Origin of the sequence: Billgrantia bachuensis, from assembly GCF_011742165.1 — a bacterium.
GTDB lineage: Bacteria > Pseudomonadota > Gammaproteobacteria > Pseudomonadales > Halomonadaceae > Halomonas > Halomonas bachuensis.
The window spans coordinates 14,240-39,689 of sequence record NZ_JAAQTO010000059.1; the positions used below are offsets into that span (position 1 = coordinate 14,240).

Annotated in this window: 22 protein-coding genes; 11 read left to right on the forward strand and 11 right to left on the reverse strand. The window is 65.1% G+C overall.

The window, feature by feature from the left end:
* Positions 1-12 precede the first annotated feature (12 nt).
* The 3 genes from trmA to HBJ55_RS20410 all read right to left on the reverse strand — a co-directional run bounded on the left by trmA (position 13) and on the right by HBJ55_RS20410 (position 2,594).
* Positions 13-1,122, reverse strand: a complete 1,110-nt coding sequence (gene trmA, locus HBJ55_RS20400; protein ID WP_167119495.1) for a tRNA (uridine(54)-C5)-methyltransferase TrmA — start codon at positions 1,120-1,122, stop codon at positions 13-15.
* A 36-nt stretch (positions 1,123-1,158) separates the two neighbouring features.
* Positions 1,159-1,935 (reverse strand): glutamate racemase, encoded by a 777-nt coding sequence (gene murI / locus HBJ55_RS20405; protein ID WP_167119506.1) that lies wholly within the window; start codon positions 1,933-1,935, stop codon positions 1,159-1,161.
* Between the two features lie 113 nt (positions 1,936-2,048).
* Complete coding sequence (locus HBJ55_RS20410) at positions 2,049-2,594, reverse strand: hemerythrin domain-containing protein (RefSeq protein ID WP_167119630.1); 546 nt, start codon at positions 2,592-2,594, stop codon at positions 2,049-2,051.
* A 248-nt stretch (positions 2,595-2,842) separates the two neighbouring features.
* Here HBJ55_RS20410 and HBJ55_RS20415 point away from each other — a divergent pair, with 248 nt between their 5' ends.
* A complete protein-coding gene (locus tag HBJ55_RS20415) occupies positions 2,843-4,183 on the forward strand; it encodes a replication-associated recombination protein A (protein WP_167119508.1) in 1,341 nt (446 codons plus the stop codon).
* Between the two features lie 55 nt (positions 4,184-4,238).
* On the opposite strand, the gene lolA is transcribed toward HBJ55_RS20415, so the two are convergent.
* Both lolA and HBJ55_RS20425 read right to left on the reverse strand, forming a co-directional pair.
* Positions 4,239-4,868 (reverse strand): outer membrane lipoprotein periplasmic chaperone LolA, encoded by a 630-nt coding sequence (gene lolA, locus HBJ55_RS20420; RefSeq protein ID WP_167119510.1) that lies wholly within the window; start codon positions 4,866-4,868, stop codon positions 4,239-4,241.
* A gap of 131 nt (positions 4,869-4,999) precedes the next feature.
* Positions 5,000-8,092, reverse strand: a complete 3,093-nt coding sequence (locus HBJ55_RS20425; RefSeq protein WP_422674222.1) for a DNA translocase FtsK — start codon at positions 8,090-8,092, stop codon at positions 5,000-5,002.
* Positions 8,093-8,273: 181 nt separating this feature from the next.
* Here HBJ55_RS20425 and aat point away from each other — a divergent pair, with 181 nt between their 5' ends.
* The 3 genes from aat to infA all read left to right on the forward strand — a co-directional run bounded on the left by aat (position 8,274) and on the right by infA (position 10,147).
* Positions 8,274-9,014 (forward strand): leucyl/phenylalanyl-tRNA--protein transferase, encoded by a 741-nt coding sequence (gene aat, locus HBJ55_RS20430; protein WP_167119512.1) that lies wholly within the window; start codon positions 8,274-8,276, stop codon positions 9,012-9,014.
* A 12-nt stretch (positions 9,015-9,026) separates the two neighbouring features.
* Positions 9,027-9,776, forward strand: coding sequence for an arginyltransferase (locus HBJ55_RS20435; RefSeq protein WP_167119514.1), 750 nt, complete (start codon positions 9,027-9,029; stop codon positions 9,774-9,776).
* A gap of 152 nt (positions 9,777-9,928) precedes the next feature.
* The gene (gene infA / locus HBJ55_RS20440; RefSeq protein ID WP_010627817.1) at positions 9,929-10,147 is read left to right on the forward strand and encodes a translation initiation factor IF-1; all 219 of its coding nucleotides are present in this window, start codon (positions 9,929-9,931) and stop codon (positions 10,145-10,147) included.
* Between the two features lie 106 nt (positions 10,148-10,253).
* Here the strand turns inward: infA and clpA are convergent, their stop codons facing one another.
* From clpA to icd, 3 genes are all read right to left on the reverse strand, one after another.
* The gene (clpA, locus tag HBJ55_RS20445) at positions 10,254-12,530 is read right to left on the reverse strand and encodes an ATP-dependent Clp protease ATP-binding subunit ClpA (protein WP_167119516.1); all 2,277 of its coding nucleotides are present in this window, start codon (positions 12,528-12,530) and stop codon (positions 10,254-10,256) included.
* A gap of 140 nt (positions 12,531-12,670) precedes the next feature.
* The gene (clpS, locus tag HBJ55_RS20450; protein WP_240936220.1) at positions 12,671-13,054 is read right to left on the reverse strand and encodes an ATP-dependent Clp protease adapter ClpS; all 384 of its coding nucleotides are present in this window, start codon (positions 13,052-13,054) and stop codon (positions 12,671-12,673) included.
* A 139-nt stretch (positions 13,055-13,193) separates the two neighbouring features.
* A complete protein-coding gene (icd, locus tag HBJ55_RS20455; RefSeq protein WP_167119518.1) occupies positions 13,194-14,450 on the reverse strand; it encodes an NADP-dependent isocitrate dehydrogenase in 1,257 nt (418 codons plus the stop codon).
* A gap of 119 nt (positions 14,451-14,569) precedes the next feature.
* Here icd and HBJ55_RS20460 point away from each other — a divergent pair, with 119 nt between their 5' ends.
* Both HBJ55_RS20460 and HBJ55_RS20465 read left to right on the forward strand, forming a co-directional pair.
* Positions 14,570-15,178, forward strand: coding sequence for a pseudouridine synthase (locus HBJ55_RS20460; protein WP_167119520.1), 609 nt, complete (start codon positions 14,570-14,572; stop codon positions 15,176-15,178).
* Entirely contained in the window at positions 15,175-15,627 is a 453-nt protein-coding gene (locus HBJ55_RS20465; RefSeq protein WP_167119522.1) for an NUDIX domain-containing protein, read from the forward strand. The genes HBJ55_RS20460 and HBJ55_RS20465 overlap by 4 nt, the downstream gene beginning before the upstream one ends.
* Here HBJ55_RS20465 and HBJ55_RS20470 read toward each other — a convergent pair.
* Genes HBJ55_RS20470 through HBJ55_RS20480 form a run of 3 tightly spaced genes read right to left on the reverse strand, consistent with a single transcriptional unit; the run spans position 15,624 to position 20,357 of the window.
* Entirely contained in the window at positions 15,624-18,626 is a 3,003-nt protein-coding gene (locus HBJ55_RS20470) for an efflux RND transporter permease subunit (protein WP_167119524.1), read from the reverse strand. The two genes, HBJ55_RS20465 and HBJ55_RS20470, sit on opposite strands and share 4 nt — an antisense overlap.
* Entirely contained in the window at positions 18,623-19,699 is a 1,077-nt protein-coding gene (locus tag HBJ55_RS20475) for an efflux RND transporter periplasmic adaptor subunit (protein ID WP_167119526.1), read from the reverse strand. Before HBJ55_RS20475 ends, HBJ55_RS20470 begins: the two co-directional genes overlap by 4 nt.
* A 52-nt stretch (positions 19,700-19,751) precedes the next feature.
* Entirely contained in the window at positions 19,752-20,357 is a 606-nt protein-coding gene (locus HBJ55_RS20480; protein ID WP_167119528.1) for a TetR/AcrR family transcriptional regulator, read from the reverse strand.
* Between the two features lie 151 nt (positions 20,358-20,508).
* Between HBJ55_RS20480 and mnmA the strand changes: the two genes are divergently transcribed.
* Genes mnmA through HBJ55_RS20505 form a run of 5 tightly spaced genes read left to right on the forward strand, consistent with a single transcriptional unit; the run spans position 20,509 to position 25,448 of the window.
* Positions 20,509-21,621, forward strand: coding sequence for a tRNA 2-thiouridine(34) synthase MnmA (gene mnmA, locus HBJ55_RS20485; RefSeq protein WP_167119530.1), 1,113 nt, complete (start codon positions 20,509-20,511; stop codon positions 21,619-21,621).
* The gene (hflD, locus tag HBJ55_RS20490; RefSeq protein ID WP_167119532.1) at positions 21,618-22,256 is read left to right on the forward strand and encodes a high frequency lysogenization protein HflD; all 639 of its coding nucleotides are present in this window, start codon (positions 21,618-21,620) and stop codon (positions 22,254-22,256) included. Before mnmA ends, hflD begins: the two co-directional genes overlap by 4 nt.
* A 47-nt stretch (positions 22,257-22,303) precedes the next feature.
* Positions 22,304-23,668, forward strand: a complete 1,365-nt coding sequence (purB, locus tag HBJ55_RS20495) for an adenylosuccinate lyase (RefSeq protein ID WP_167119642.1) — start codon at positions 22,304-22,306, stop codon at positions 23,666-23,668.
* Positions 23,669-23,691: 23 nt separating this feature from the next.
* Positions 23,692-24,255, forward strand: coding sequence for a cob(I)yrinic acid a,c-diamide adenosyltransferase (locus tag HBJ55_RS20500; protein WP_167119535.1), 564 nt, complete (start codon positions 23,692-23,694; stop codon positions 24,253-24,255).
* 20 nt (positions 24,256-24,275) lie between these two features.
* Entirely contained in the window at positions 24,276-25,448 is a 1,173-nt protein-coding gene (locus HBJ55_RS20505) for a cupin domain-containing protein (RefSeq protein ID WP_167119538.1), read from the forward strand.
* The last annotated feature ends 2 nt before the right edge of the window (positions 25,449-25,450 follow it).

The window sequence follows — 25,450 nt, forward strand, 5'->3', positions numbered from 1 at the left end:
GCGGACGACTCGTCAGTCGGGGATTCTCTCCAGCAACACTCCGCATTCACAATGATGGGTCCAGGGAAACTGGTCGAACAGCGCGAAACGGGCCAGCCGATGAGTGCGGCTCAGCGCCTCCAGGTTGCGCTCCAATGTATCGGGGTTGCATGAAATATAGACGATTCGCGGATATTCGCTCAGCTGACGGCAGCTGTCCTCGTCGAGGCCGGCACGGGGCGGGTCCACCAGCACGGTGGAGAAGTCGTACTCCCCCAGCGCCATTTCCGTCACTCGCCTGCCACCTTTCTCGCCCTTGAGCGCGGCACTGAACTCCTCCGCCGACATGCGCCCCACTACCGCGTTGCCGATGTCGTTAGCCGCCAGGTTCTGCTGGGCACTGGCCACCGAGGTGCGTGAAATCTCGGTCGCCAAAACGCGGCGGAAGTTCTCGGCCAATGCCACGGTGAAGTTCCCATTGCCACAGTACAGTTCCACCAGGTCGCGGTCCTGGCTGCCCCGGGTCGCGTCCCGCGCCCAGGCCAGCATATCGCGGCTGATCTCGGCATTGGGCTGGGTGAAGCTGTTCTCCACCTGCTGGTAATGCAGGGTGCGGCCCTCCACCTCCAGCCGCTCCCATACATGGTCGCGCTCGAGCACCAGCCGCTGCTTGCGCGAGCGGCCGATGATCAGAATGTCGAGCCGCTGCTGCAGGCGCCTCGCCTCCTCTTCCCAGGCCGCGTCCAGCGGGCGATGATAGATCAAGGTGACCAAGGCCTCCCCGGACAGCGTGGTCAGGAACTCGACCTGGAACAAGCGCCGGCGCAGCACGTCGCTTCCCAGCAGCGCCTCGCGCAGGCGTGGCATCAGCTCGTTGATGCGCCGACTGGCCACCGGATAGTCGTCGAGGCGAATCACTCGCTTCTGCTTGGGGTCGTCGGGGTCGACTTCGAACATGGCATAAAAGAGATCATCACCTTCGTGCCATACGCGAAACTCGCAGCGCTGCCGATAATGGCTCGGCGGCGAGGGGAATACCTCGAGCTCAGGCGCAGCAAAGCGTTCGAACTGTTGGCCGATACGCTCGCGCTTGGCCTCTAGCTGCTGCTCGTAGCGTGCAGGGTCGACAATAGGTATGGACACGGCATCTCCAGTCGTGTGCAGGAGTATGAAAGGAAATCAGCCGACGATCAGCAGGCTCGGCTCGCCGAAGCCAAAGGTCGCCATGGCCCGAGCCAGCCCGGCACCGGGAGCCGTGGCCAGGCTCTGGTCGCGCCCCAACCTCGACGCCGGGCCGCGTGCCACTTCCACCGTGCGTCGGGCAATGGCGTCGCTGGAATCGACCAGGCGAATCGGCCGCGGGAACGCAGCGGCGAGCCGTTCTCCGAGCAACGGAAAGTGAGTGCAGCCAAGCACCACGGTATCGAGGTCGGGCTCACTGCTCAGGGGCTGCATGACGGCCCGGATAACGGCCCGGTCCGGCTCGTCTCCGGCGAGCAGGCGCTCGGCCTCGCGCACCAAGAGGTCGGCGGCCACCCGAGTGACCCGGCAATCAGCGGCAAACGTCTCGATGAGGCGGTCGGTGTAGGGTCGCGTCACGGTGGCACTGGTCGCCAGCAGGCCGATATGGCGGCTGGCACTCATGGCGGCGGCAGGCTTGATCGCCGGCACCGTGCCGACCACCGGCACCGTCAAGTGGGCACGCAGGGCATCCAGCGCCAGTGTACTTGCGGTGTTGCAGGCCACTACCAGCACACAACAGCCGCTGGCGGCCACCGCGGCATCGCACACCGCGAGAATGCGCTCCACCAGCCAGCCATCGGGGCGCGTGCCGTAGGGCAACATGGCATTGTCACAGGCATAGACCAGCGCGGCATCGGGCAGACGATGCCTGAGCGGGGGAACGACCGATAGGCCGCCGACACCTGAATCGAAGATCAGTATCGGGCCGGGCATGGCGAAACGAAGCTCATGAAAATCGCTCGGCTGCTACTAGGGAGGGCCTATTCTAGCAGCATGCCGAGCGAGCAGAAGCCTCCGTTCACCGGTGGGTATTGCACCGATCGCTATCAGGCAGCCGGTTCCGCCGTTTCGCGCAGCTCGGCATAGAGTTCCGGGTAGGCTTCCTGGAGCCGCTCCAGCTTGGCCGCCGCATCCTCGGGCAGCGCCTGGGCCAGGCTTTCCAGGTCGCGGTCATCGAAGTGATCGCGAATCAGCGGGAAGAGCAGTTCGCGCTCGTCACGCAGATAGGCGCGATGCGCATCGAGATAAGCCTTGAGGTCCTCGGCAAAGCGGTCCATCGGGATCACGGCGTCCATCAGGATCATGTCGATGTCGTTGGATAGGCGCATCAGGCGCGGCTTCAGGGCCTGGTAGTCGCTCGACAAACGTTCGGTGAGCTCCCTGCACTCGGGCACCACGGCCCGCAGCCTCTCCGAGCAGACGCGTTCCAGCGGAATGGTGAACCCCTCCATGTAGTCGAGAATGTAATCGACAACCTCACGAACCAGCTGGAAATTGGGGCGCTCGCCAGCGACCAAGGCCTTTTGCTTGAGCTGAAGAACGTGCAACATGCGCGCCATATTGGCATGATCCTGACGCAACTGGGTCAGCATGGGCATGTCGAGGCCTCCTCTAACGATGAGCGGGTAATAAGGTTTGGATTCACGGGACGGAAGCAGGTTCAGTCTTGTCGCTATCAGGCTACGGCCTCGTCGCATTCAAGACACGCAATGGCAGGATGCAACCTCAACCCTAGACCCTTTGGCTCGATCCCGCACATCGCCTAAGGTCGTATTGCCAGCCTCGAGTATCTGCGAACCCCATCCCTCGGCGTCGCCGGGCAGTACAAGGAGAACTCTTCATGGATCTTTTCGGCCAGGCGCACGACGATTCCGCACCGCTGGCCTTTCGCATGCGCCCGCGGCGGTTCGACGACTATGTGGGCCAACAGGCCCTGGTCGGGCCGGGTAAACCGTTGCGGCGCATGGCCGAGACCGGCAGCGTGCGCTCGATGATCCTGTGGGGACCGCCCGGCACCGGCAAGACCACGCTGGCCGAGATTCTCGCCGAACACTCCGGCGCGCATCTCGAGCGACTCTCGGCGGTGATGGCAGGCGTCAAGGAGATACGCGCCGCGGTGGAGCGGGCCCGCGCCATGCAGGCTCAGGGGCGCGCCACCCTGCTGTTTCTCGACGAGATCCACCGGCTCAACAAGAGCCAGCAGGACGCCCTGCTGCCCCACGTGGAATCGGGCCTGCTGACGCTGATCGGCGCCACTACCGAAAATCCCTCCTTCGAGGTCAACTCCGCCCTGCTCTCGCGTGCCCGTGTGTACGTGCTCACTGCGCTCGACGATGAGGAACTCATCGAAGTGATGCGGCGCGCCCTCAACGACCGGGAGCGCGGACTGGGCGAGCGCAACATCATCGTCGAAGACGAGGTACTGGGAATGCTGGCCCGTGCAGCCGCCGGCGACGCTCGCCGCGCCCTGGGCATGCTGGAAACCGCCTGCGACTTCACCGTGCCCGAGGGCGATAGCGAGCGGCTGCCGCGCGAAGCGCTTGATGCCGCGCTCGGCCACCAGGCCAGCGCCTTCGACAAGCAGGGCGATTACTACTACGACCTGCTTTCTGCGATCCACAAGTCGGTGCGCTCGTCGCGCCAGGACGCCGCCCTGCTCTATATCGCCCGCTTCATCCAGGGCGGCGGCGACCCGCTCGACGTGGTGCGCCGTCTGGCGGCGATCGCCTCGGAGGACGTCGGCAACGCCGATCCACGCGCCCTGCCGCTGGTCATGGCGGCCTGGGACGCCTACTTGCGCCTGGGCGACTACGAAGGCCAGCGCGCCATCGCCCACGCCGCCATTCATCTCTCCATCGCTCCCAAGAGCAATGCCATCGACCAGGCATGGAAACGGGCCAAGGCGTTTGCAACCTCCCAGCCGCGCCTGGAGGTCCCCACCTACCTGCGCAACGCCCCGACCAAGTTGATGGAGTCGCTTGGCCACGGTAGCGGCTATCGCTACGCCCACAATGAGCCGGAGGGTTACCCGGCGGGCAGCGCACACGACTGCTGGCCCGAGGACCTGCCCCACGAGGCCTTCTACCTGCCCAGCGAACATGGCCAGGAGAAGCGCTACGCCCAGCTAATGGCCTGGCGCGCCGAGCTGGATGCCCGCGCTGATCAGGGCGAAGGCGAATAGAGACGAAAGCGCCGCCTCGAGGGCGGCGCTGGCGGGTTTGCGCTGGCGACAGGCTTCAGTGCGCGTCGCGGATGACGTCTGCTCCATCGGGGATCTCGAACGTAAAGCGGCGATCGTCGATGGCATGGTTGGTCCGCATCTCGCTGAACTCGATGACGGTCTCCTGGCCGGTGCTGTCGATCATCTGCAGCGCCGCGAGCCGTTCGCCATTGAAGGTCATCTGCAGCTCTTCGAACAAGGTGTCGGGCGACTTCGGCACCAAGCGGAAGGTTTCGCTGCCACCCTGCTGCTGACGCGACACCTCGTAGCTCTCGGTCAGCTCGCTGGCACTGCCCGAGAGCAGGAGCGCCGGCGTATGGGTCACGCGCTGATCGAGCGCCTGCACGGTGACCTGCTCCAGGTCGGGATCGTAGAGATAGACCTCGTCGCCGTCGGAAATCACTTCCTGCTGGTAGGGGGCATCGACCTCCCAACGGAACTTGCCTGGACGCGACAGCCACATATGACCGTTGGCCTGCTGCAGGCGCTCGCCACTGCCGTCGAGGATCAACTGCTCGAAGCGCGCTTCGACGGTCTCCAGCGGCTCCAGCATGCGGGCTAGGCGCTCGGCGCCTTCATTGGCCAAGGCGACGGCCGGCATGACGGCGGTCAGGGCCAGTGCAGCTAGGGTTTTCTTCATGCTCATCGTGTCTCTCCCTGGGCGGGTCCTGAATGACTCCTGTCTCTCGGACTCGCTACGTGCCGGCGGGTTGCATCTCCGCCGGCGCTTTCATGATTAATGCATGGTTGGATTGTCGCCTGGCGCCGACGCCGGCGTCAGTGCCCTACCGGCGGCGGCGCCAGCACCTCGCGGCCGCCGTTGGTGCCCATCGAGGAGACCACGCCGGCCGCTTCCATGGCTTCCACCAGGCGCGCGGCCCGGTTATAGCCGATCTTGAAGCGGCGCTGCACCGCCGAAATGGAGGCGCGGCGGCTTTCGGTGACGAACTGCACCGCTTCGTCGTAGAGCGCATCCTGTTCGGCATCGCCGCCGCCCTCGCCGGCGTCAGCCTCGAGCCCGGTCAGGGCATCGGCCGATACGCCTCCGGCGAGGATCTCGTCGATGTATTCCGGCTCGCCGCGACGCTTCCAGTCCTCGACCACCCGGTGCACCTCGTCGTCGTCGACGAAGGCGCCGTGCACGCGGGTCGGCAACCCCGAACCGGCCGGCAGGTAGAGCATGTCACCGTGGCCCAGCAGGTTCTCGGCGCCGCCCTGGTCGAGAATGGTGCGTGAATCGACCTTGGACGAGACCTGGAACGCCATACGCGTGGGAATATTGGCCTTGATCAGGCCGGTGACCACGTCCACCGAGGGCCGCTGGGTCGCCAGGATCAGGTGGATACCGGCCGCCCGGGCCTTCTGTGCCAAGCGTGCGATCAGTTCCTCGACCTTCTTGCCGACGATCATGAACATGTCGGCGAATTCGTCGATCACGACCACGATATAGGGGAGTTTCTCGAGTACCGGCGGCGACTCGTGCATCTCCCACGGCTGCGGCTCCCATAGCGGGTCGGCGACCTGGGCGCCGGCGCGCTCGGCTTCGTCGAGCTTGCCGTTGAAGCCGGCAATGTTGCGCACGCCCATGGCGGCCATCAGCTTGTAGCGCCGCTCCATCTCGGCCACGCACCAGCGCAGCGCGTTGGCGGCCTCCTTCATGTCGGTGACCACCGGCGCCAGCAGGTGCGGGATGCCGTCGTAGACCGAGAGTTCCAGCATCTTGGGGTCAACCATGATCAGGCGCAGCTCCTCGGGCGTGGCCTTGAGCAGCATCGAGATGAGCATGGCGTTGACCCCCACCGATTTGCCCGAGCCGGTGGTACCGGCTACCAGCAGATGAGGCATCTTGCCGAGGTTGGCCACTACCGGGCCGCCGCCAATGTCCTGGCCCAGCGCCATGGTCAGCGCCGAGGCTTCCTGTTGGTAGCGGTCGGAGTCGATCACCTCCCGCAACCGAATCATCGCCCGATGCGGGTTGGGAATCTCGATGCCGACCGTGGGACGGCCGGGAATCACCTCGACCACGCGCACGCTCTTGACCATCAGCGAGCGCGCCAGATCCTTGGCCAGGTTGCTGATCTTCGACACCTTCACGCCGGCGGCTGGCTTGATCTCGAAGCGGGTGATCACCGGCCCCGGCCAGGTATTCACCACTTCGGCCTTGACCCCGTACTCGCGCAGGCGCGTCTCGAGCAGCTCGGCCATGTCGGCAAGTTGCTGCTGAGTGTAATTCTGCTGATGCGGCTCCGCCGGTGTCAGCAGGCGCAAGCTGGGTAGTTCGCCGTCCGGCTCCGGCATGTCGTCAAGTACGGGGCGCTGGCTCTGCAGATGCTCCACCGTCCACAGCGTCGGGCCGTCCGGCTCCTCCGCCGCTTCACGCGCCTGCTCCGCAGTCGCCACGCGGCCTACATCGGCATTGCTGGAAGTCGATGCGTCCGGCGCGTGAGATGCCGACTCGCGCCACGTGCGCAGACCTTCGGCCTGATCGGCGTAATGACGCGTCTCCTCCTGCTCCTCGTGACTTTCCGCTGCCGGAGAGGTGCGCTCGTTGCCCGCAGCAATGTCGTCCTGCTCATCGTCCTCGAGGCTGCCGATATCGCTCCAGCTCAAGCGCGGCTCAGACGCGTCTACCGGTTCTTCCGCTTGTATGTCACCAAGCCCCGGTTCGCGCCGTTCGACCGACCGGGCTCCGCCGACCTCTCTTGTCGGTGACGCTTCGGAAGCCGCCAGACGAGCGCTGTCCGGCTGCCCGACAGGGCCGGTTTCAGTTTCGTCATCCTTCGTTGCCCGCAGCGGCATGCTGGTCGCGGGGGACAGATCGTCGTCGCGGCTGGCCTTGAGCACCGCGGCTGTCGCCAGCGGCTCGGCATCACGAGTACTGCCAAGGCCAGGCTCCGGCGGCGTCACTGAAGCGGCTGCTGGCCGCGTCTCGGGTGCTGCCTCGCTCTGGCGCGCAGTGTAGGCGGCCTCTGGGCGCTTGGCCGAAGGCGTACGCTCCGGCACGTCCCAAGGGATGTCGGTAGCGCCGTCATTGCCGAATGACGGCTCCAGGCCCGGCTCACGCTGTGCCGCCCGATCGATGGCCGGCGTTACGCCGCGGCGGCGCCAGAAGCGCCAGCGGCGGCGCGGCTCATCCGCAGGCTCATCTTCCAGCTCACCCTCCGCTGGGCTGTCGTCATCGACCCAGTGCGGCTCTTGGCGTTCACGGGACAAGCCGAAGGGTGTGGCCGCCCAGTGCCACAAGTGCAAGAAGCGGTGTCCGAGCTCATCCATCACCGTCAACCAGGAAACGCCGCTGAAGAGAGGAAAACCGCACAGCATGGCGGCCACCGCCAGCAGGCCGGTGCCGCCCGACTCGACCAGCGGCACCAGGGCACCGACCAGCCCCTCACCGAGGATACCGCCCGATGCGTAGGGCAGCATGCTGTCCGGGCTATAGAAATGCAGCGCCCCCATGGTGGTCGTGCCCAGCAGCAGCAACACCAGACCACCCAGGCGCACGGCCACGGCGGTGGCGTCCCATTCGATCTGCACCCTGCGCGTACGAATCAGCCGCCAGCCGGCAAAACCCAGCATGCCGGGCCACCACAGGGCGCTGGCACCGAACAGTGAATAGAGCACATCGGCCAGCCAGGCGCCGAAGGGCCCCATCCAGTTGGCGACGGCGGTTTCCGGACCGCGGCGGGACCAACCCGGATCCGTCGGCTGATAGCTGAACAGTGCCAGCAGCAGGAATACGCACGCTGCCAACAGGAGGATGATCGCCCCTTCCCGGGCTACGCCTTGCAGGTGAAGCGCCAAGCGTGTGGTCGGCTGCTGGGAGTCTTCCTCCGCTGCATGCCGAGGTGCGCCCTTTTCCTTTACTCTCAACTCGCCAACCCCCTCGCACCGTACCAGGACGGTGCCTTTCCAACTTACATGAAGCAGAATGAATCAGCCGCCATCATACCGGGACTACAGCCCCCGGCACAGAGGCCATGACAGTCGCTTGAGCCAAATCGTCTTCGGCGTCAGACTAGTGAAACCAACGCCGACGAGGAGCGCCACTGCAATGCTGTCCTGGCTTCCCGAGCGCCCCGTGCGTTTTCCTCCCGTCTCGCAGGCTCTGCGTGATCCGGAAGGCCTGTTGGCAGCGGGTGGCGAGCTCACTCCGGAGTGGCTGCTGGCCGCCTACCGACGCGGTATCTTTCCCTGGTTCAGCGACGACCAGCCGATCCTCTGGTGGTGTCCGAATCCACGCATGGTACTGTTCCCCGATGAACTGCGCATTTCCCGCAGCCTGGCCAAGCGGCTACGCAACGGTAGCTTCACGATAACCTTCAATCGCCAGTTCAGCAGCGTAGTCCGGGCCTGCGCGGCCCCGCGCCAAGGACAGCCCGGCACCTGGATCACCACGGAGATGCATGCCGCCTATGTGACGCTGCATCGGCTCGGCTATGCCCGTTCGGTGGAAGTCTGGCAGGGCGACGAGCTGGTCGGTGGGCTCTATGGCGTGGCCATGGGCCCGGTATTCTTCGGTGAGTCGATGTTCTCGCGTACCAGCGATGCCTCCAAGGTCGCCCTGGTCCATCTGGTGCGCGCCATGCGCACCGGCGGCGGCCGCCTGATCGATTGCCAGATGCGCACCCCTCATCTCGCCCGCCTGGGTGCGCGGGACATCGCCCGCGCCGAGTTCATCAACTATCTTGAATCATGCCTGGCGACGCCGGGGCCCACTGACAGCCAGCACCCGCTGCCCTGTTGGTCACTGCCCGATGACCCCTGCGTCGAGACCTTGACCGCACTCACTTAGGAGGCGAATAACGTGAGCAGCAATACGCCTCGCCACCCGATCAGGGATCTTCGCTTCTTTCTGACAGTGCCCCATGCCTGCAGCTACCTGGAGGGGCACGAAGCCACGACCCTCTTCCTCGACCCCCAGGAATCCCACGGCCAAGGAATCTACGATTCGCTCGCCCTGCTCGGGTTTCGGCGCAGCGGACATCATCTCTACCGACCGCACTGCGAAGGCTGCAGCGCCTGCGTTTCGGTGCGCATACCGGTCGACGACTTCCAGCCCAGTCGCAACCAACGTCGGGTAGCCAGGCGAAATGGCGATCTGCGCCTGATCGAGCGGCCGGCGCTGTTCGATCCCGAGCATTACTCACTCTATGAACGCTACATCCGGGTGCGCCACTGGGACGGCGACATGTATCCGCCGAGCCGGGAACAATACCGCACCTTCCTGACTCTGGACGAACCCTATTCGCGGCTGCTCGAATTCCGCCTTGGCGAGCGCCTGCTCGCCGTCTCCGCTTTCGATCGCCTGGAACACGGCCTCTCCGCCATCTATACCTTCTTCGACCCGGCCGCCGAATGGGAGCGCCGTTCGCTGGGCACTTTTGCCGTACTGAGCCTGGTCAACGAGGCCTACCGCGAGGGGTTGCCCCACGTCTATCTGGGCTACTGGATTCGCGATTGCCGCAAGATGGCCTACAAGGAGGCCTACCGCCCCCTGGAGGTGCTGGAGGGGCGCCATTGGAGGCGCTTATTGGATACGGCGGCATCGACATGACTCGGCCTGCTTTGCCTTGACGCCCGGCTTGCGGCACAATATCGCGCTATCCTTGGCATCGGACGCGACGTAAGGCGCGTCCGATGCCGTGCTGCACATAGCCGTTGCGTCAGGCACGGCACACCTAACGTCATCAGCGAGGAACCGCCTATATGGCACGTGAAGACCATATCGAAATGGAAGGCGTCGTCGTCGATACCCTTCCCAACACCACCTTTCGCGTCGAGCTGGAGAACGGCCACGTCGTGACTGCCCACATCTCGGGCAAAATGCGCAAGAACTACATCCGCATTCTCACCGGCGACAAGGTCAAGGTCGAATTGACTCCCTACGATCTGACCAAGGGCCGCATCGTCTACCGCTCGCGCTGAACGGCTGATCGCATCGGCGGCACGACCAAGCGCCCCTGCTCCCGACACGACAACGCCCCGTCCGCAGACAGGGCGCTGTGTGCTGCTCCCGGCAAATCCGGCAACGTCAGGGGGCGTCGGCCATTTCCGACTCCGTGGAAAGATGCAGTTCGTTGTCTTCCACCGTGACGTGTACCACCCCGCCGTGTTCGGATAGCTCGCCGAACAGGATCAGCTCTGCCAAAGGCTTCTTGAGCTTCTCCTGGATCAACCTCGCCATGGGCCTTGCGCCCATGCTGGGGTCGTAGCCCTGCTCGGCCAGCCAGTCGCGCGCGGCCATGTCCACATCCAGTTGAACCCGCTTCTCGTCGAGTTGCGCCTGCAGCTCCACCAGGAACTTGTCCACCACGCTACGCACCACCGAGGTGGGCAGCGAGTGGAACTGGATGATGCCATCCAGGCGGTTGCGGAACTCCGGCGAGAAGGTCTTGCGGATCACCTCCATGGCATCGGTCGAGTGATCCTGGGTCTGGAAGCCGATGGAACGACGCGCCTGCTGCTCGGCCCCGGCATTCGAGGTCATGACCAGGATCACGTGGCGGAAGTCCGCCTCACGGCCGTTGTTGTCGGTCAGGCGGCCGTGGTCCATGACCTGCAGCAGCAGGTTGAAGACTTCGGGATGCGCCTTCTCGATCTCGTCGAGCAGCAATACGCAGTGCGGCTGCTTGGTGATCGCCTCGGTGAGCAGGCCACCCTGATCATAGCCGACATAGCCCGGAGGGGCGCCGATCAGCCGTGACACGGTGTGCCGCTCCATGTACTCCGACATGTCGAAGCGCACCAGCTCGATGCCCATGATCCGCGACAACTGGCGGGCCACCTCGGTCTTGCCTACCCCGGTGGGGCCGGCGAAGAGGAAACTGCCCACCGGCTTGTCGGGTGACTTGAGCCCGGCCCGCGACAGCTTGATGGCAGCAGAGAGGCTGTCGATGGCCTCGTCCTGGCCGAACACCAGCATCTTGAGGTCGCGGTCGAGATTCTCTAGCAGCTTGCGGTCGGAGCTGGAGACGCTCTTCGGCGGAATCCGCGCGATGGAGGCCACTACCGCCTCGACCTGGTCGACGTCGATGGTCTCGACCCGCACCTCCGGCGGCAGCAACCGCTGGTGGGCACCGGCCTCGTCGATCACGTCGATGGCCTTGTCGGGCAGGTGGCGGTCATTGATGTAGCGATCCGCCAGGCGCGCCGCGCTCTCCAGCGCCGCGTCGGTGTACTTGAGGCGATGGTGCTCCTCGAAGCGCGAACGAAGCCCCTTCAGGATGCGAATGGTGTCATCCACCGAGGGCGCCATGACATCGACCTTCTGGAAGCGGCGCGCCAGCGCACGGTCCTTCTCGAAGATGCCACGGAACTCCTGGAAGGTGGTGGAACCGATGCAACGCAGGTCCCCCGAGGAGAGCAACGGCTTGAGCAGGTTGGAAGCGTCCATCACCCCGCCGGAGGCCGCCCCGGCACCGATCACCGTATGGATTTCGTCGATGAACAGAATGGCGTTGGGCTGCTTCTTGAGCTCCGCCAGCAGGCTCTTCAAGCGCTTCTCGAAGTCGCCACGGTACTTGGTACCGGCCAGCAGCGCGCCCATGTCGAGGGAGTAGACCACGGCATCACCGATCACCTCGGGGACGTCTTCCTCCACGATCCGCTTGGCCAATCCTTCGGCAATCGCTGTCTTGCCCACGCCGGCTTCGCCCACCAGCAGCGGATTGTTCTTGCGCCGCCGGGCCAGGATCTGAATTACCCGCTCAAGCTCGTGTTCACGGCCGATCAGCGGATCGATCTTGCCCATCCGCGCCTGCTCGTTGAGGTTGGTGGCGTATCCGGTCAGCGGGTTGGCGCTGGTTTCGCCGCCGCCCTCCTCGGCTTCCTCGGCATCGCTGGGCGACGACGAGGGGTTCTGGCCGTGGCCGGCCACCTTGGAAATGCCGTGGGCGATGTAGTTGACCGCATCGACTCGGGCCACGTTCTGCTGCTTCAGGAAGTAGACCGCCTGGCTCTCCTGCTCGGAGAAGATGGCGACCAGCACGTTGGCCCCGGTGACCTCGCTCTTGCCTGAGGACTGCACGTGAAAAACGGCACGCTGCAACACGCGTTGAAAGCCCAGTGTCGGCTGGGTCTCGCGGTCGCTCTGGTCCTCCGGAATCAGAGGGGTGGTGGAATTGATGAAATCCTGCAGGTCGGACCGCAACTTGTCGAGGTTGGCCCCACAGGCTCTCAGCACGTCTGCCGCTGATGCGTTATCGAGCAGTGCCAGCAGCAGGTGCTCCACGGTCATGAACTCGTGGCGCTTGGAGCGGGCCACGGTAAACGCCGTGTTCAGGGTCAGTTCAAGTTCTTTGCTCAGCATGGCAGTCCCCTTCTCGCCGCTTAGGGCTTGCATCGGATCTTTCGTGGTCCGGCACCTTCAACATCGGGCACAAACGCTGCCGTTGCAAGTCTCTTCACTCAACGACTGCCATTCCTACCCCGTCTCTAGCAGACCGGGAGTCAGTCCGCCGCCTCGATGTCGCTGAGCAGCGGATGCTGACACTCTCTTGAATATTGATTGACTTGGTGGCTTTTGGTTTCCGCAATGTCACGAGTGAAGATGCCGCAGGTGGCCTTGCCCTGGGTGTGCACCGTGAGCATGACCTGCACGGCGGTCTCACTGTCCATGAGGAAGAAGCTCTGTAGCACTTCCACCACGAACTCCATGGGGGTGTAGTCGTCGTTGTGCAACACCACCTTGTACATCGGCGGGCGGGCCACCTCGGGATCGGCCGGCTGAACCGCCAGATCGCCATCGTCCTCCTGTTCGGGACGCGGAGGCCGCGTCATGCCTGCCGCGACACCGACCGACTCCCACACGTTCGGGTCTTCTGTCTTGAACATAAAAGCCACACACCATCTCGGCAAGCCGGCCATTTCGAATCAACGGTTAGACGTTGCAGGGCCGGCAGGGTTCAGGTTGATACGCAAAAGGCCCCCGTCCGCGTGGCGAACGGGGGCCCCGTTGGATCCGGCGAGCCGCTTACATGTTGTCCGCGACGGCCTGACCAAACTCGGAGCACTTGAGCAGCTTGGCATCGTCCATCAGGCGATGGAAGTCATAGGTAACCTCGCCCTTGGAAATGGCCTTCTCCATGCCCTTGAGCACCAGGTCGGCAGCTTCGACCCAGCCCATGTGGCGCAGCATCATCTCGGCGGAGAGAATCAGCGAGCCGGGGTTGACCTTGTCCTGGCCGGCATACTTCGGCGCGGTGCCGTGGGTAGCCTCGAACATGGCCACGGCGTCGGCCAGGTTGGCACCCGGCGCAATGCCAATGCCGCCCACTTCGGCCGCCAGGGCGTCGGAGAGGTAGTCACCGTTGAGGTTCAGCGTGGCAATGACGTCGTACTCGGCCGGACGCAGCAGGATCTGCTGCAGCATGGCATCGGCGATGACGTCCTTGACCACGATGTTCTTGCCGGTCTTGGGGTTCTTGAACTGCATCCAAGGGCCGCCGTCGAGCAGCTCGGCACCGAACTCTTCCTTGGCGACCTCGTAGCCCCAATCCTTGAAGGCACCTTCGGTGAACTTCATGATATTGCCCTTGTGCACCAGGGTCAGCGACTCGCGGTCGTTGTCGACGGTGTACTGCAGGGCCTGGCGCACCAGACGCTTGGTGCCTTCCACGGAAACCGGCTTGACGCCGATGCCACAGTTCTCGGGGAAGCGGATGTTGGTGACACCCATTTCCTCACGCAGGAACTTGATCACCTTGTCGGCTTCGGCGCTACCGGCCTTCCACTCGATGCCGGCATAGATGTCTTCGGAGTTCTCGCGGAAGATCACCATGTCGACGTCGGCAGGCTTCTTCACCGGGCTCGGCACACCCTCGAACCAGCGCACCGGACGCAGGCAGGTGTACAGGGCGAGCTTCTGGCGCAGCGCCACGTTCAGAGAGCGAATGCCACCGCCCACGGGGGTGGTCAGCGGGCCCTTGATGGAAACCACGTAATCCTTGACGGCTTCGAGAGTCTCTTCGGGCAGCCAGGTATCGGCGTCGTAGACCTGAGTGGCCTTCTCGCCGGCGTAAACTTCCATCCACTCGATCTTGCGCTCGCCGTTGTAGGCTTTCTGCACGGCGGCATCGATGGCGATCTTCATCGCCGGCGTCACATCAACACCGATACCGTCACCCTCGATAAACGGGATGATGGGATTGTTCGGCACGTTCAGGGTGTTGTCAGCGTTGACGGTAATCTTCTGGCCGCCTTCAGGGACGACAATTTTCTGGAACCCCATTGAGAACTCCCCTGTCTGGTCTATTCAGTGGAGCGCGGAGTATAGCATTCACCCCGACTCCCGGAGTAGGCTTGCCTCCATAATTTGTCGACAATCCATGGTAGCAAGACCTTCGTCGAATGAGCGCCATCTATCTATTGCACAAGCCCTATCGCATGCTTTCCCAGTTCACCGATCGCCGCAACGCGGGGGAAGCGCCGCGGGCCACGCTGGCTGAAATCCTCGACGTGCCGGGCGTCTACGCGGCCGGGCGGCTGGACTATGATTCAGAAGGGCTGCTGCTGTTGACCGACGATGGCACACTGATCCAGCGCATCAGCGACCCACGTCACAAGCAGCCAAAGACCTATCGCGTACAGGTGGAGGGCAACCCCGACGAGAGCGCCTTGGCCGCCTTGCGCCAAGGTATCGAGCTCAACGATGGCCGGACCCGGCCGGCCAAGGTCCGGCGCTTGGCGTCAAGCGGCCTTCCGGTGCGCACGCCGCCGGTGGACCCGAAGCGACATCCGGTCACGACCTGGCTGGAACTGACCATCAGCGAGGGTCGCAATCGCCAGGTCCGGCGCATGACGGCTCATGTCGGCTACCCCACTCTGCGCCTGGTTCGCGTAGCCATCGGCCCCTGGCGCCTGGACGGGCTGGCTCCGGGGGAATGGCGCCGGGAAATCCTGCACGCCCCGCGCAACACGCCAAGGCGCTCGCCGCGCCGTCAAGGAGGTCACCGATGAGCCGTTGGCACCCGCACGTTACCGTGGCCACCGTCGTAGAGCGCGCCGGCCGCTTCCTGATGGTGGAGGAATCCCCGAGAGGCAGCCAGACCACCCTGTTCAATCAGCCTGCGGGACATCTCGAACCCGGCGAACGAATCCAGGAGGCGGCGCTGCGCGAACTGCGCGAAGAGACCGCCTGGCAGGTCGGTATCACCGATTACCTCGGGCTCTACGTGTACCGGACGCCCAGCGGCGAGACCTTTCACAGTCATGGTTTCTTCGGCATGGCCCTGGCTCACCTGGGCAACGCCCTCGACCCCGCCGTAGTCGCCGTGCACTGGCTGACCCTGGAGGAGGTCGAGGAGCTGGAACGCCAGGGACGGATGCGCAGCCCGCTGGTACTCAAGCGCATTCGCGACGCCTTGGCCGAGCGCTTCTACCCCATGGATGTCGTCCACGAGCGTTAATTCCTTATCAGCAGACGGTACAACGCCGGGATCACCAGCAACGTCAACAGCGTGGAGGCGACCAGCCCCGCGATGATCGCCCAAGCCATCGGCGGCCACAGCGTCGACTGCGTGAGAGTCAGCGGCACCAGCCCGGCGACGGTGGTGGCCGTGGTGAGCAGCACCGGTCGCGTGCGGCGGGCCACGGCGGTGACTACGGCCTCGCCCACGTCGAACCCCTGGCGGCGGTTGGCATTCATCAAGTCGATCAGCACGATGGCGTTGTTGACCACGATGCCGACCAGCGCCACCACGCCGAGCATGGCGGTAAAGCCGAACGGCTGCCCGGTCAGCCACAATCCCGGCACCACACCGATGATCGACAGCGGTACCGTGGTCAATACGATGAGCAGTTGGCGGAAGGAGTTGAACTGCGCCAGCAGGAAGATCACCAACAGCAGACCACCGAACGGCAGGGTCTGGAACAGCGCGGTGTTGGCATCACCGGCCGACTCCGCCGCCCCACCGACGGTATAGCTTGCCCCAGCGGGAAGCTCGAGCGCCTCGAGGCGCGGCAGGATCTCTCCGAGCACGCCGTCGTAGGTCCAGCCATCGGCCACCTCTGCCAGCACCGCCGTCATGCGGCGCAGCCCGCGATGCTGTACCACCGCAGGGCGCCAGGCCAGCTCCAGACTGGCGATCTCACCGAGCGGCACTGCGCGTCCGTCGTCGGCGGCAAGGCGCAGTCCCTCCAGCCCGTCGACGGAGAAGCGCTCGCCCTCGGGCGCACGTACCAGCAGCGGCGCCGGATCGCGCCCGGCACGCCAGGTGCTGACCTCGACCCCACGGCTGGCACCGGCAAGAGCCGTGGCCACATCGCGCCGAGAAAGCCCGTACTCGGCGGCTCGGGCGTCGTCGGTCTCGACCCGTAGCGTGGCTAGACCCTCACCCAGGCGATGGCGTGCGTCGCGCGCGCCATCGGCCTGACGCACCACGCTGAGGATCCTGCCGGCGGCTTCGGCCAGCGCGGTGCGGTCCTCGGCATAGACGCGAATCTCCACCGGAGCCTCAAGCGGCGGCCCCTGGCCCAGGCGCCGGGCAACGACTTCGGCTTCGGGCAATCGTTCCGGTGCCACGGTTCGCACCCAAGCCATCAGCTGCCCCAGGTCGTCGGCTGATTCTGCCTCCACCACCAGCCTCGCTAGGTGCGGCTGCCGCGGCTGCTCGACCAGGTTGTAGTAGAAGCGCGGCCCACTGAAGCCAACGAAGCGATGCACTGCCCGCACGGCTGGCCGCTCGGCCAGCGCGGTAGCCAGCACCTCAGCCTGATGCGCGGTGGTGTCGAGGTGGGTGCCCTCGGGGAAATTGAGATCGACGACCAACTGGTTGCGATCGGTGTCGGGAAAGAAATTCTGGTCCAGCAGCGGCATCATCGCCACGGCACCCACCAGCAGCACACCGGCCCCTCCAAGCACCCAGACCGGCCAGCGCACCGCGAATCGACCGATTCGCGCACCCCATTCCTGCAGCCGCTCCCGCCGCGCACCCAGGCGCGGCTTGAGGATACCCGCGGCGAACACCGGCGTGACGAACACGGCATAGACGTAGCTCACCGCCAGCGTCAGCATCACCATGATCGGAATGGCGCGAGTGAAGTCGGCGGTGTTGCCGCTGGAGAGCAGCAGCGGAACGAAGGCCGCCAGGGTGGTGCCCGTGGCGGCCAGCAGCGGCGTGGCGAGTTCGCGCACGGAGCGGGTCACGGCCTGGGCCGCCGAGCGCCCCTGGTCGCGATGCCACTGGATGTTCTCGACCATGACGATGGCGTTGTCCACCAACATGCCCAGCGCGATCACCATGCCGGCCACGGCAATCTGGTGCAGTACGCCGCCACCCATGGCGTAAAGCGCCAGGGAGGAGAAGGTCACCAGCGGCACCACCACCATCACCGCTAACCCCAGCCGTATGCCCATGGCCAGAAACAGCAGCACGCCGAGAATGCCGATACCCAGCAGCAGCGAGAAGCCGAGTTCGGCAAGCCGCTGCTCGACCCAGCGCGGCTGGTAGAAAGTCTCCTCGATGCTCAACGGCGCATAGGCCGGGCGTAACTCCTCCACCAGCTCACGCAACCGATTGCCGAAGCGCACGGCGTTGACACGGTCATTGGAGAGCACCAGCCCCAGCGCCACCGCCGGCCGGCCATCGTGCCACAAGCGCTCGGTGGCGGGCTCCCTGGGCGCGAGATGCACGTCGGCCAACTCACCGAGCGGCAGCTGATCGCCCCGCAGGGTACGTATCGGCGTATTGGCCAGTTCCTCCAGCGAGCCGAATTCGGTGCGCGGATCGAGCACCAGCGAGCGCCCACCGATCGTCAGACTTCCGCCAGGCGAGGTCAGGTTGCGTGCGGCGAGCTGTTCACCCAAGGCGCGGGCGTCGAGACCGGTCAGCTCGGCCAGGGTATCGTCCCAACCGATCACCACCTGTTGTCCCGGGTCGGCCAGTAGGTCGATACGAGCAATCTCCTTGAGCCGGAACAGGTCCCGGCGCAGCCGTTTGGCCGCTTCGCGCAGCTCGAGCAGATCGTCAGAGCCAGTCACCGACAGCACGATGCCATGAGCATCCGAATCCCGGTCGCTGATCTCGGCCTCGCCGACGCCATCGGGAAATTCCCGGCTCGCCCTGTCGACGGCAATTCGCACCCGCTCCCAGGCGGCGTCGGTGTCGTAGACGTGCTCGTGCATCTCGACCGTGACGTGGGCCACACCGAGGCGGACGGTCCCGATGATGTCGTTGACCTGCTCGATCTGGGCCAGCTCCTCCTCCAGCGGATTGAGCACCAGCCGCTCGACCTGCTCGGGTTCCGCGCCGGGATAGGGCACCAGCACCTGGCCGAAGCGATAGGGAAAGAAGGGATCTTCTTGACGATCCATCGCCAGCCAGGCCGCCAGGCCGAGCAGGGCCAGCAGCAGCGTAATGCTGAGAATGAGCCGCTTGTAGCGCAGCGAGGAGAGCAGCCAGCTCATCGCAGCACCCTCACCGGGTCACCCTCTTCGAGACGCCCCTGACCCGCCGTTACCACTCGTTCGCCCGAGACGAGCGACGCGGCCGATACCGTAACCCAGCCATCGGCCAGACGCCCCGGCGTCACTGGCACGCGTCCGATCGTATCGTCGTCTGTCAGTACCAGCACATGCGGGTCTTGACCACCGGAGTCGACCACCGCCGCCAGCGGTACCTGCATGACCGGCTGGGCAGCCAGGGCAAGCTGCACGCGTAACGATTCCCCTAGCGCCGGGCCAGGCTCAGTCCCAATGGCGACGATGACGGGAGCCATGGCATCATCCGCACGACCCACATGAGCGACCCGGCCCGTAAGACGCCGCGCCCCGGATAACGACATCAAGCTTGCTTCCTGTCCCATTTCCAACTGAACGACAAGGCGGCCCGGCACCCGAATCTCCACCTCGCGCCCCGTGAGTCCGGCCAGACCCAGCACGGACTGTCCCGCAGCGACGAAATCACCGGGCTCGACCAGCAAGTCGGTCACTTCGGCATCGAATGGTGCACGCAGAGTCAGCTCGTCCAGCTGTGCCTGGGCTTCGTCGCGCTGCGCCAGAGCCTGTTCGCGAGCCTGGGAAAGGGCCTCGCGCTCCGAGCGCAGGCGGTCCAGCTCTTCCTCGGCGCTGAGGTTACGCTCACGCAACATACGCGAACGCTCGACGTCCCGCCCCAGGCGGCTCAAGCTGGCATCGAGTTCACGCACCCGTGCTTCTGCGGCCGCTAGCGCCGGAGCCATGGTCGGATTGTGTAGCGTCGCCAGCGGCTCACCCCGCTCGACTCGCTGCCCAAGCTCCACGTGCCGTTCCTGCAATACACCGCCGTGCAGGAAGGCGGGAGCCGCGCGTTCACTGGCCCGCACCGTGCCGGGAAAGCGATAGCTCACCACATCCTGGGACAGGCGCACCGCTTCAGCGCGCACGCTGGGCAGCGGCTCCTCGTCCCGCGCGATCTGCGCGGGGGCCGCATCGCAGCCCACCAGTATCGCCGCCGTCAGCATCAGCGAGATCACCAGACTCTCTTTCGCCACCCTCCGCATTGTTCTCCCTCCGACAAACTGGCCGACCGGTCAATTATTGGTTCAAAAAAACTCATACGCGGGGCGTAACCCCCTCCATGAAGATCTTCAGGAAATCCTCCAGGAACGCTTCGTCGGACCCCATGCCCGGCCAGTGTTGGTGATGGCATTTGGCCTCGAACCACTGGGTGCAGGTCATCACGAAAAGTGCAATGACGTGGGTAGGGTTGATGTCCTGGCGCAGCAGGCCACGCATTTGGGCCTGGCGAACCCACTCGGCCCCCGCTCCGACGAGCTGGTTGTCGAGCTCGCCGCAGTGGCTGTCTCCTTCCAGATGGGTCCAGGCGAACAGCCGCACCACGCCGGGGTTGTCGCGCAGGAAATGAAAATAGGCTTCCACCGAGCTGCGCAGCAGGGCGGCATCCGGCTCGCCGGCCTCCTCGAGCATCGCCATCTGAGCCGTGAAGTAGCGTTCGAAGGCACGATTCTTGACTGCCTCCCACAACTGCTCCTTGCTACCGAAATGGTGGTGAATCAGGCTCTTGGTCACCTCCGCCGAGCGCGCCAACGCGCTGAGCTTGACGGCCGAGAAGCCCTGCTCGACAAACAGCGCCTCTGCCGCATCGAGGATGCGGGCGCGGGTCAGTTCGGGATCTCTGGTCTGGATTCGGTTGGTCATGTCGTCGACGATAAACCTAACTGGTCGACCGGTCAATTAAATCCCATCCATTACGCATCGCTCCCCGCGAAGCCGCAGCACGAGATGAAGCCCTTGGGCAAGATAGGGTATAATTCCCGCCCATTTGCGGCCACCCAACTCGAGAGCGCCCATGACCGCCACCTCAGCCAAGGTGATCGTCGGCATGTCCGGCGGCGTCGACTCCTCCGTTTCCGCCCTGCTGCTGCTCGAGCAGGGCTATCGGGTCGAAGGCCTGTTCATGAAGAACTGGGACGAGGACGACGGCACCGAGTACTGTACCGCCAAGGCCGACCTGGCGGATGCCCAGGCCGTGTGCGAGAAACTCGGCATCAAGCTGCACAGCGCCAACTTCGCCGCCGAATACTGGGACAATGTATTCGAGCACTTTCTGGCCGAGTACAAGGCCGGGCGGACGCCGAACCCGGACATCCTGTGCAACCGCGAGATCAAGTTCAAAGTGTTCCTCGAATACGCCGAGATGCTCGGCGCCGAGAAGATCGCCACCGGCCACTACGTACGCGGCGGTGATCGCGGCGGGCGGCCGCGGCTGCTCAAGGGACTCGATGCCAACAAGGATCAGAGCTACTTTCTGCATGCCGTGCCGGAGGCCGCCATCGCCCGTACGCTCTTCCCCGTCGGCGAGCTGGAGAAACCCGAGGTGCGCGCCATCGCCGAGCGCCATGGCCTGGTCACCGCGCGCAAGAAGGATTCCACCGGCATCTGCTTCATCGGCGAGCGACGCTTCCGCGACTTCCTGCAGCAATACCTGCCGGCCCAGCCGGGCGTGATCGAGACACCCGAGGGCGAAATCATCGGTGAGCACATGGGCCTGATGTACTACACCCTGGGCCAGCGCCAGGGACTCGGCATCGGCGGCCTGGCCAATCACCCCGAGGAGCCGTGGTACGTGGCAGGCAAGAATCTCGAACGCAACGTACTGATCGCCGTGCAGGGCAAGCACCACCCGCTGCTGTATACCGACTCACTGGCCACCGAGGCGATGGACTGGGTGGCAGGGGAACCGCCCGCAGCCGAGGGTCGCTACACCGCCAAGACCCGCTATCGCCAGAGCGACGTGCCCTGCCACATGCACACGCTGCCCGACGGCGGCGTCGAGGTACGCTTCGATGATCCCCAGCGCGCCGTCACCCCAGGCCAGTCGCTGGTGCTCTACGACGGCGACATCTGCCTCGGCGGCGGCGTGATCCGCAGCACCTGGAATGCCACGGAGAGCGGCGCATGAACACCACTCCCATTCACCGCGCCCCCGACTCCGCCACGGCGCGCCAGACGCTGGCGCTCGCCGGCGTGTTCCAGGCCGCCAGCCTGGTTGACGAGCTGGCCCGCACCGGACAGGTCGACAACCGTCCCTGGGAGACGCTGATCCGTGCCACCCTGGACACCAATCCGGAAAGCTTCGAGGCGATCTACGGTGGCCACCCCAACAACCTGCGCCGTGGCCTCGAGGTGCTCGAAGCGGTGGTGGGACGCAAGCAGGCCAACCCGGCGGTACTGCGCTACGGTTTCTCGCTGCTGCTGCTGATGAACAAGCTACGCAGCGACAACGACATGATGGCCGCCCTCGGTCAGCAACTGAACCGCATCCAGGGCCAGGCCGAGCATTTCGGCGCCACCCATGAGAACGTCATCGCCAGCCTCGGCGAGGCCTACCAGGAAACACTTTCGACTCTCAAGACACGCATCGTGGTGCAGGGCGATCCTTCGCTGCTGCAGAGCCGCATGATGCCCGAGCGGGTGCGCGCCATTCTGCTCGGCGGCATTCGCTTCGCCCTGCTCTGGCACCAGCAAGGCGGCCGCCGCTGGAAGCTGGTATTCCAGCGCGGCGCCCTGAAGCACGCCCTGGACCAACTAGGCTGAACCCTTTCCCTACACGTACCGGACAAACGCCCATGCAAGCCGCTTCCCTGCCCCTTACCGCTCTAACCGCCCTCTCTCCCGTCGATGGTCGCTACGCCGGCAAGGCCGCGGCCCTGCGCGAGCACTTCAGCGAGTTCGGCCTGATCCGCGCCCGGGTGATCGTAGAGATCCGCTGGCTGCAGCGTCTTGCCGAGCAGGGCGGTATCGTCGAGGTACCGCCGCTCTCCGCCGAAGCCACTGCCTTTCTGGAGACACTGATCCGCGACTTCTCGCTGGCCGACGCCGAGCGCATCAAGGAGATCGAGCGCACCACCAACCACGACGTCAAGGCGGTTGAGTACTTCCTCAAGGAGAAGATCGCCGACCAGCCGGAGCTGCATGCGGTTACCGAGTTCGTGCACTTCGCTTGCACCAGCGAAGACATCAACAACCTCTCCTACGGCGTCATGTTGTCCGACGGTCTCAAAACTTTGCTGCCGGTGATGCATCGGATCGCCGACGAAGTCGCCAAGCTGGCTCAGGAGCATGCCGCCCTGCCGATGCTGTCGCGCACCCACGGCCAGACGGCAAGCCCCACCACCCTGGGCAAAGAGATGGCCAACGTCGCCTACCGCCTGCGTCGCCAGCTCGCGCAGATCGAGAGCGTCGAGATACTCGGCAAGATCAACGGTGCGGTGGGCAACTACAACGCTCATCTGGCCACCTACCCCGAGGTCGACTGGGAGGCCAACGCACGAACCTTCGTCGAGGGCCTGGGGCTGACCTTCAACCCCTACACCACCCAGATCGAGCCTCACGACTACATCGCCGAGCTGTTCGATGCCGTGTGCCGTTTCAACACCGTGCTGATCGACTTCGACCGCGACGTGTGGGGTTACATCTCGCTGGGCTACTTCAAGCAGAAGACCGTCGAGGGCGAGATCGGCTCCTCGACCATGCCGCACAAGGTCAACCCCATCGACTTCGAGAACTCCGAAGGCAACCTGGGCCTGGCCAATGCCGTGCTCGGCCACCTGGCGCAGAAACTGCCGATCTCGCGCTGGCAGCGCGACCTCACCGACTCCACGGTACTGCGTAATCTCGGCGTGGGCCTGGCCTACGGCCTGATCGCCTACGAAGCCGCACTCAAGGGCATCGGCAAGCTCGAGGCCAACCCGGCGCGCCTGGCCGAGGATCTCGACAACAGCTGGGAGGTACTCGCCGAACCGATCCAGACGGTGATGCGCCGCTACGGTATCGAGAAACCCTACGAGAAGCTCAAGGAGCTGACCCGCGGCAAGCGCATCGACCAGGCCGGCTTTGCTGCCTTCATCGATACGCTGGAACTGCCGGCCGAGGTGAAGAGCGAGCTCAAGGCGCTGACGCCGGCGACCTACATCGGCAACGCCGAGACCCAGGCTCGCCGACTCTGATCCCGACGCCTCAGGAGCGCAGCATGGTAAAGCTGACCAAGATCTACACCCGTACCGGTGACAAGGGCGATACCGGCCTGGGCGACGGCAGCCGGGTGGCCAAGCACGACCTGCGCGTGGAAGCTTTCGGTACGGTGGACGAGACCAACGCCGTCATCGGCATGGCCCAACTGCATGCCGAGGGCGAGCTGCACGACGTTCTGGCCCGCGTTCAGAACGACCTGTTCGACGTCGGTGCCGATCTGTGCACACCCGAGCAGGAGGCCCCGAAGTACCCACCGCTGCGGGTCACGGCGGCTCAGGTCGAGACTCTCGAAAGCAGGATCGATGCTTACAACGCCGAACTCGCCACCCTGCGCTCGTTCATTCTCCCCGGGGGCACGCCGCTGGCCGCCCACCTGCACCTGGCGCGCACCGTCACCCGCCGGGCCGAGCGCCTGGTCACGGCACTGATGATCGAGCAGTCAGTGAACCCCGAGGTGCTACGCTACCTCAACCGGCTCTCCGATCTGCTGTTCGTGCTTGCCCGCCGAGCCAATGGCAACGGCGATAACGACGTGCTATGGGTACCCGGCGCCAATCGATGAGCTTTCTCCAGGAGAACACCATGGCGAGCGACACGCCCCTGCCCCTGCTCGGCGGCCTCACGCCTGCCGAGTTCCTGCGCGACTACTGGCAGCGCCAGCCGTTGCTGATCCGCGGGGCTCTGGCCGACTTCGAGAGCCCACTCGATCCCGACGAGCTCGCCGGGCTCGCCTGCGAGGAGGGCGTCGAGGCACGCCTGGTGGAAGAGCAGGGCCCCGACGGCCCTTGGCAGGTCAGCCATGGCCCCTTCGACGAGGCCGTGTTCGGCGAGCTGTCGGAGCGCGACTGGACCCTGCTGGTACAGGCCGTGGACCACTACGTGCCGGAGGTGGCCGAGCTGCTCGACCGCTTCGACTTCCTGCCCCGCTGGCGGCTCGACGACGTCATGATCAGCTACGCCCCGCCGGGTGGCAGCGTCGGGCCGCATGTCGACCAGTACGACGTCTTCCTGCTGCAGGGCAGCGGTCGGCGGCGCTGGCAGCTCGGCGGCAAGGTGGCCGACGACGCCTCCATCATCCCCGGCATCGACCTGCGCATCCTCGAGCGCTTCGAAGTCGAACCGGGCGACGACTGGGTGCTGGAGCCGGGCGACATGCTCTATTTGCCGCCCGGCTGGGCACACCACGGCGTCAGCCAATCCGATGACTGCATGACCTACTCGGTGGGCTTCCGCGCGCCTTCGGCGGACGAGGCGATCACCTCGTATGCCGACTATCTCGGCGAGCAGCTTCCCTCCTCGCTGCGCTATGGCGACGCCGGCATGGTGCCTCCTGCCGACCCGACGGAGCTCGACGACGCCGCAATCGAACGCGTGCGTCGGCTGATCCTCGACACGCTCGACGACCCGGCCCAGCTCGCCCAGTGGTTCGGTCGCGTTATGACCCAGCCCAAGTACGTCGACCAACTGGTGCCCAGCGAAACCCCTACCGACGTCGATCAGCTTGTCGCTCTACTACAGGAGGGTGAGGAGCTGCTGCGTAGCCCCGGATCTCGCTTCGCCTGGCACGCCCTGAACGGGAGCCGCGCCACTCTGTACGTCGATGGCGATGGCATCGATTGCGTGCTGCCCCTGGCCCGCGCCGTCGCCGCCGATGCACCGCTGGACGCCGAGCTCCTCGAATTCCCCGGCGCCGCCGAGCTGATGGCCACCCTGCTCGATGCCGGCAGCCTCGCCTGGCCCGACGAGGAGGAGTAACC

Bases quoted from the DNA above. Each gene is read 5' to 3' on its own strand.
- mnmA (WP_167119530.1), top strand. From the start codon at position 20,509: ATGACCGCCACCTCAGCCAAGGTGATCGTCGGCATGTCCGGCGGCGTC.
- HBJ55_RS20505 (WP_167119538.1), top strand. From the start codon at position 24,276: ATGGCGAGCGACACGCCCCTGCCCCTGCTCGGCGGCCTCACGCCTGCC.
- lolA (WP_167119510.1), bottom strand. From the start codon at position 4,868: ATGAGCATGAAGAAAACCCTAGCTGCACTGGCCCTGACCGCCGTCATG.
- HBJ55_RS20465 (WP_167119522.1), top strand. From the start codon at position 15,175: ATGAGCCGTTGGCACCCGCACGTTACCGTGGCCACCGTCGTAGAGCGC.
- HBJ55_RS20470 (WP_167119524.1), bottom strand. From the start codon at position 18,626: ATGAGCTGGCTGCTCTCCTCGCTGCGCTACAAGCGGCTCATTCTCAGC.
- HBJ55_RS20475 (WP_167119526.1), bottom strand. From the start codon at position 19,699: ATGCGGAGGGTGGCGAAAGAGAGTCTGGTGATCTCGCTGATGCTGACG.
- icd (WP_167119518.1), bottom strand. From the start codon at position 14,450: ATGGGGTTCCAGAAAATTGTCGTCCCTGAAGGCGGCCAGAAGATTACC.
- HBJ55_RS20460 (WP_167119520.1), top strand. From the start codon at position 14,570: ATGAGCGCCATCTATCTATTGCACAAGCCCTATCGCATGCTTTCCCAG.
- HBJ55_RS20480 (WP_167119528.1), bottom strand. From the start codon at position 20,357: ATGACCAACCGAATCCAGACCAGAGATCCCGAACTGACCCGCGCCCGC.
- HBJ55_RS20410 (WP_167119630.1), bottom strand. From the start codon at position 2,594: ATGCTGACCCAGTTGCGTCAGGATCATGCCAATATGGCGCGCATGTTG.
- clpS (WP_240936220.1), bottom strand. From the start codon at position 13,054: ATGTTCAAGACAGAAGACCCGAACGTGTGGGAGTCGGTCGGTGTCGCG.
- HBJ55_RS20500 (WP_167119535.1), top strand. From the start codon at position 23,692: ATGGTAAAGCTGACCAAGATCTACACCCGTACCGGTGACAAGGGCGAT.
- clpA (WP_167119516.1), bottom strand. From the start codon at position 12,530: ATGCTGAGCAAAGAACTTGAACTGACCCTGAACACGGCGTTTACCGTG.
- HBJ55_RS20415 (WP_167119508.1), top strand. From the start codon at position 2,843: ATGGATCTTTTCGGCCAGGCGCACGACGATTCCGCACCGCTGGCCTTT.
- murI (WP_167119506.1), bottom strand. From the start codon at position 1,935: ATGCCCGGCCCGATACTGATCTTCGATTCAGGTGTCGGCGGCCTATCG.
- hflD (WP_167119532.1), top strand. From the start codon at position 21,618: ATGAACACCACTCCCATTCACCGCGCCCCCGACTCCGCCACGGCGCGC.
- aat (WP_167119512.1), top strand. From the start codon at position 8,274: ATGCTGTCCTGGCTTCCCGAGCGCCCCGTGCGTTTTCCTCCCGTCTCG.
- infA (WP_010627817.1), top strand. From the start codon at position 9,929: ATGGCACGTGAAGACCATATCGAAATGGAAGGCGTCGTCGTCGATACC.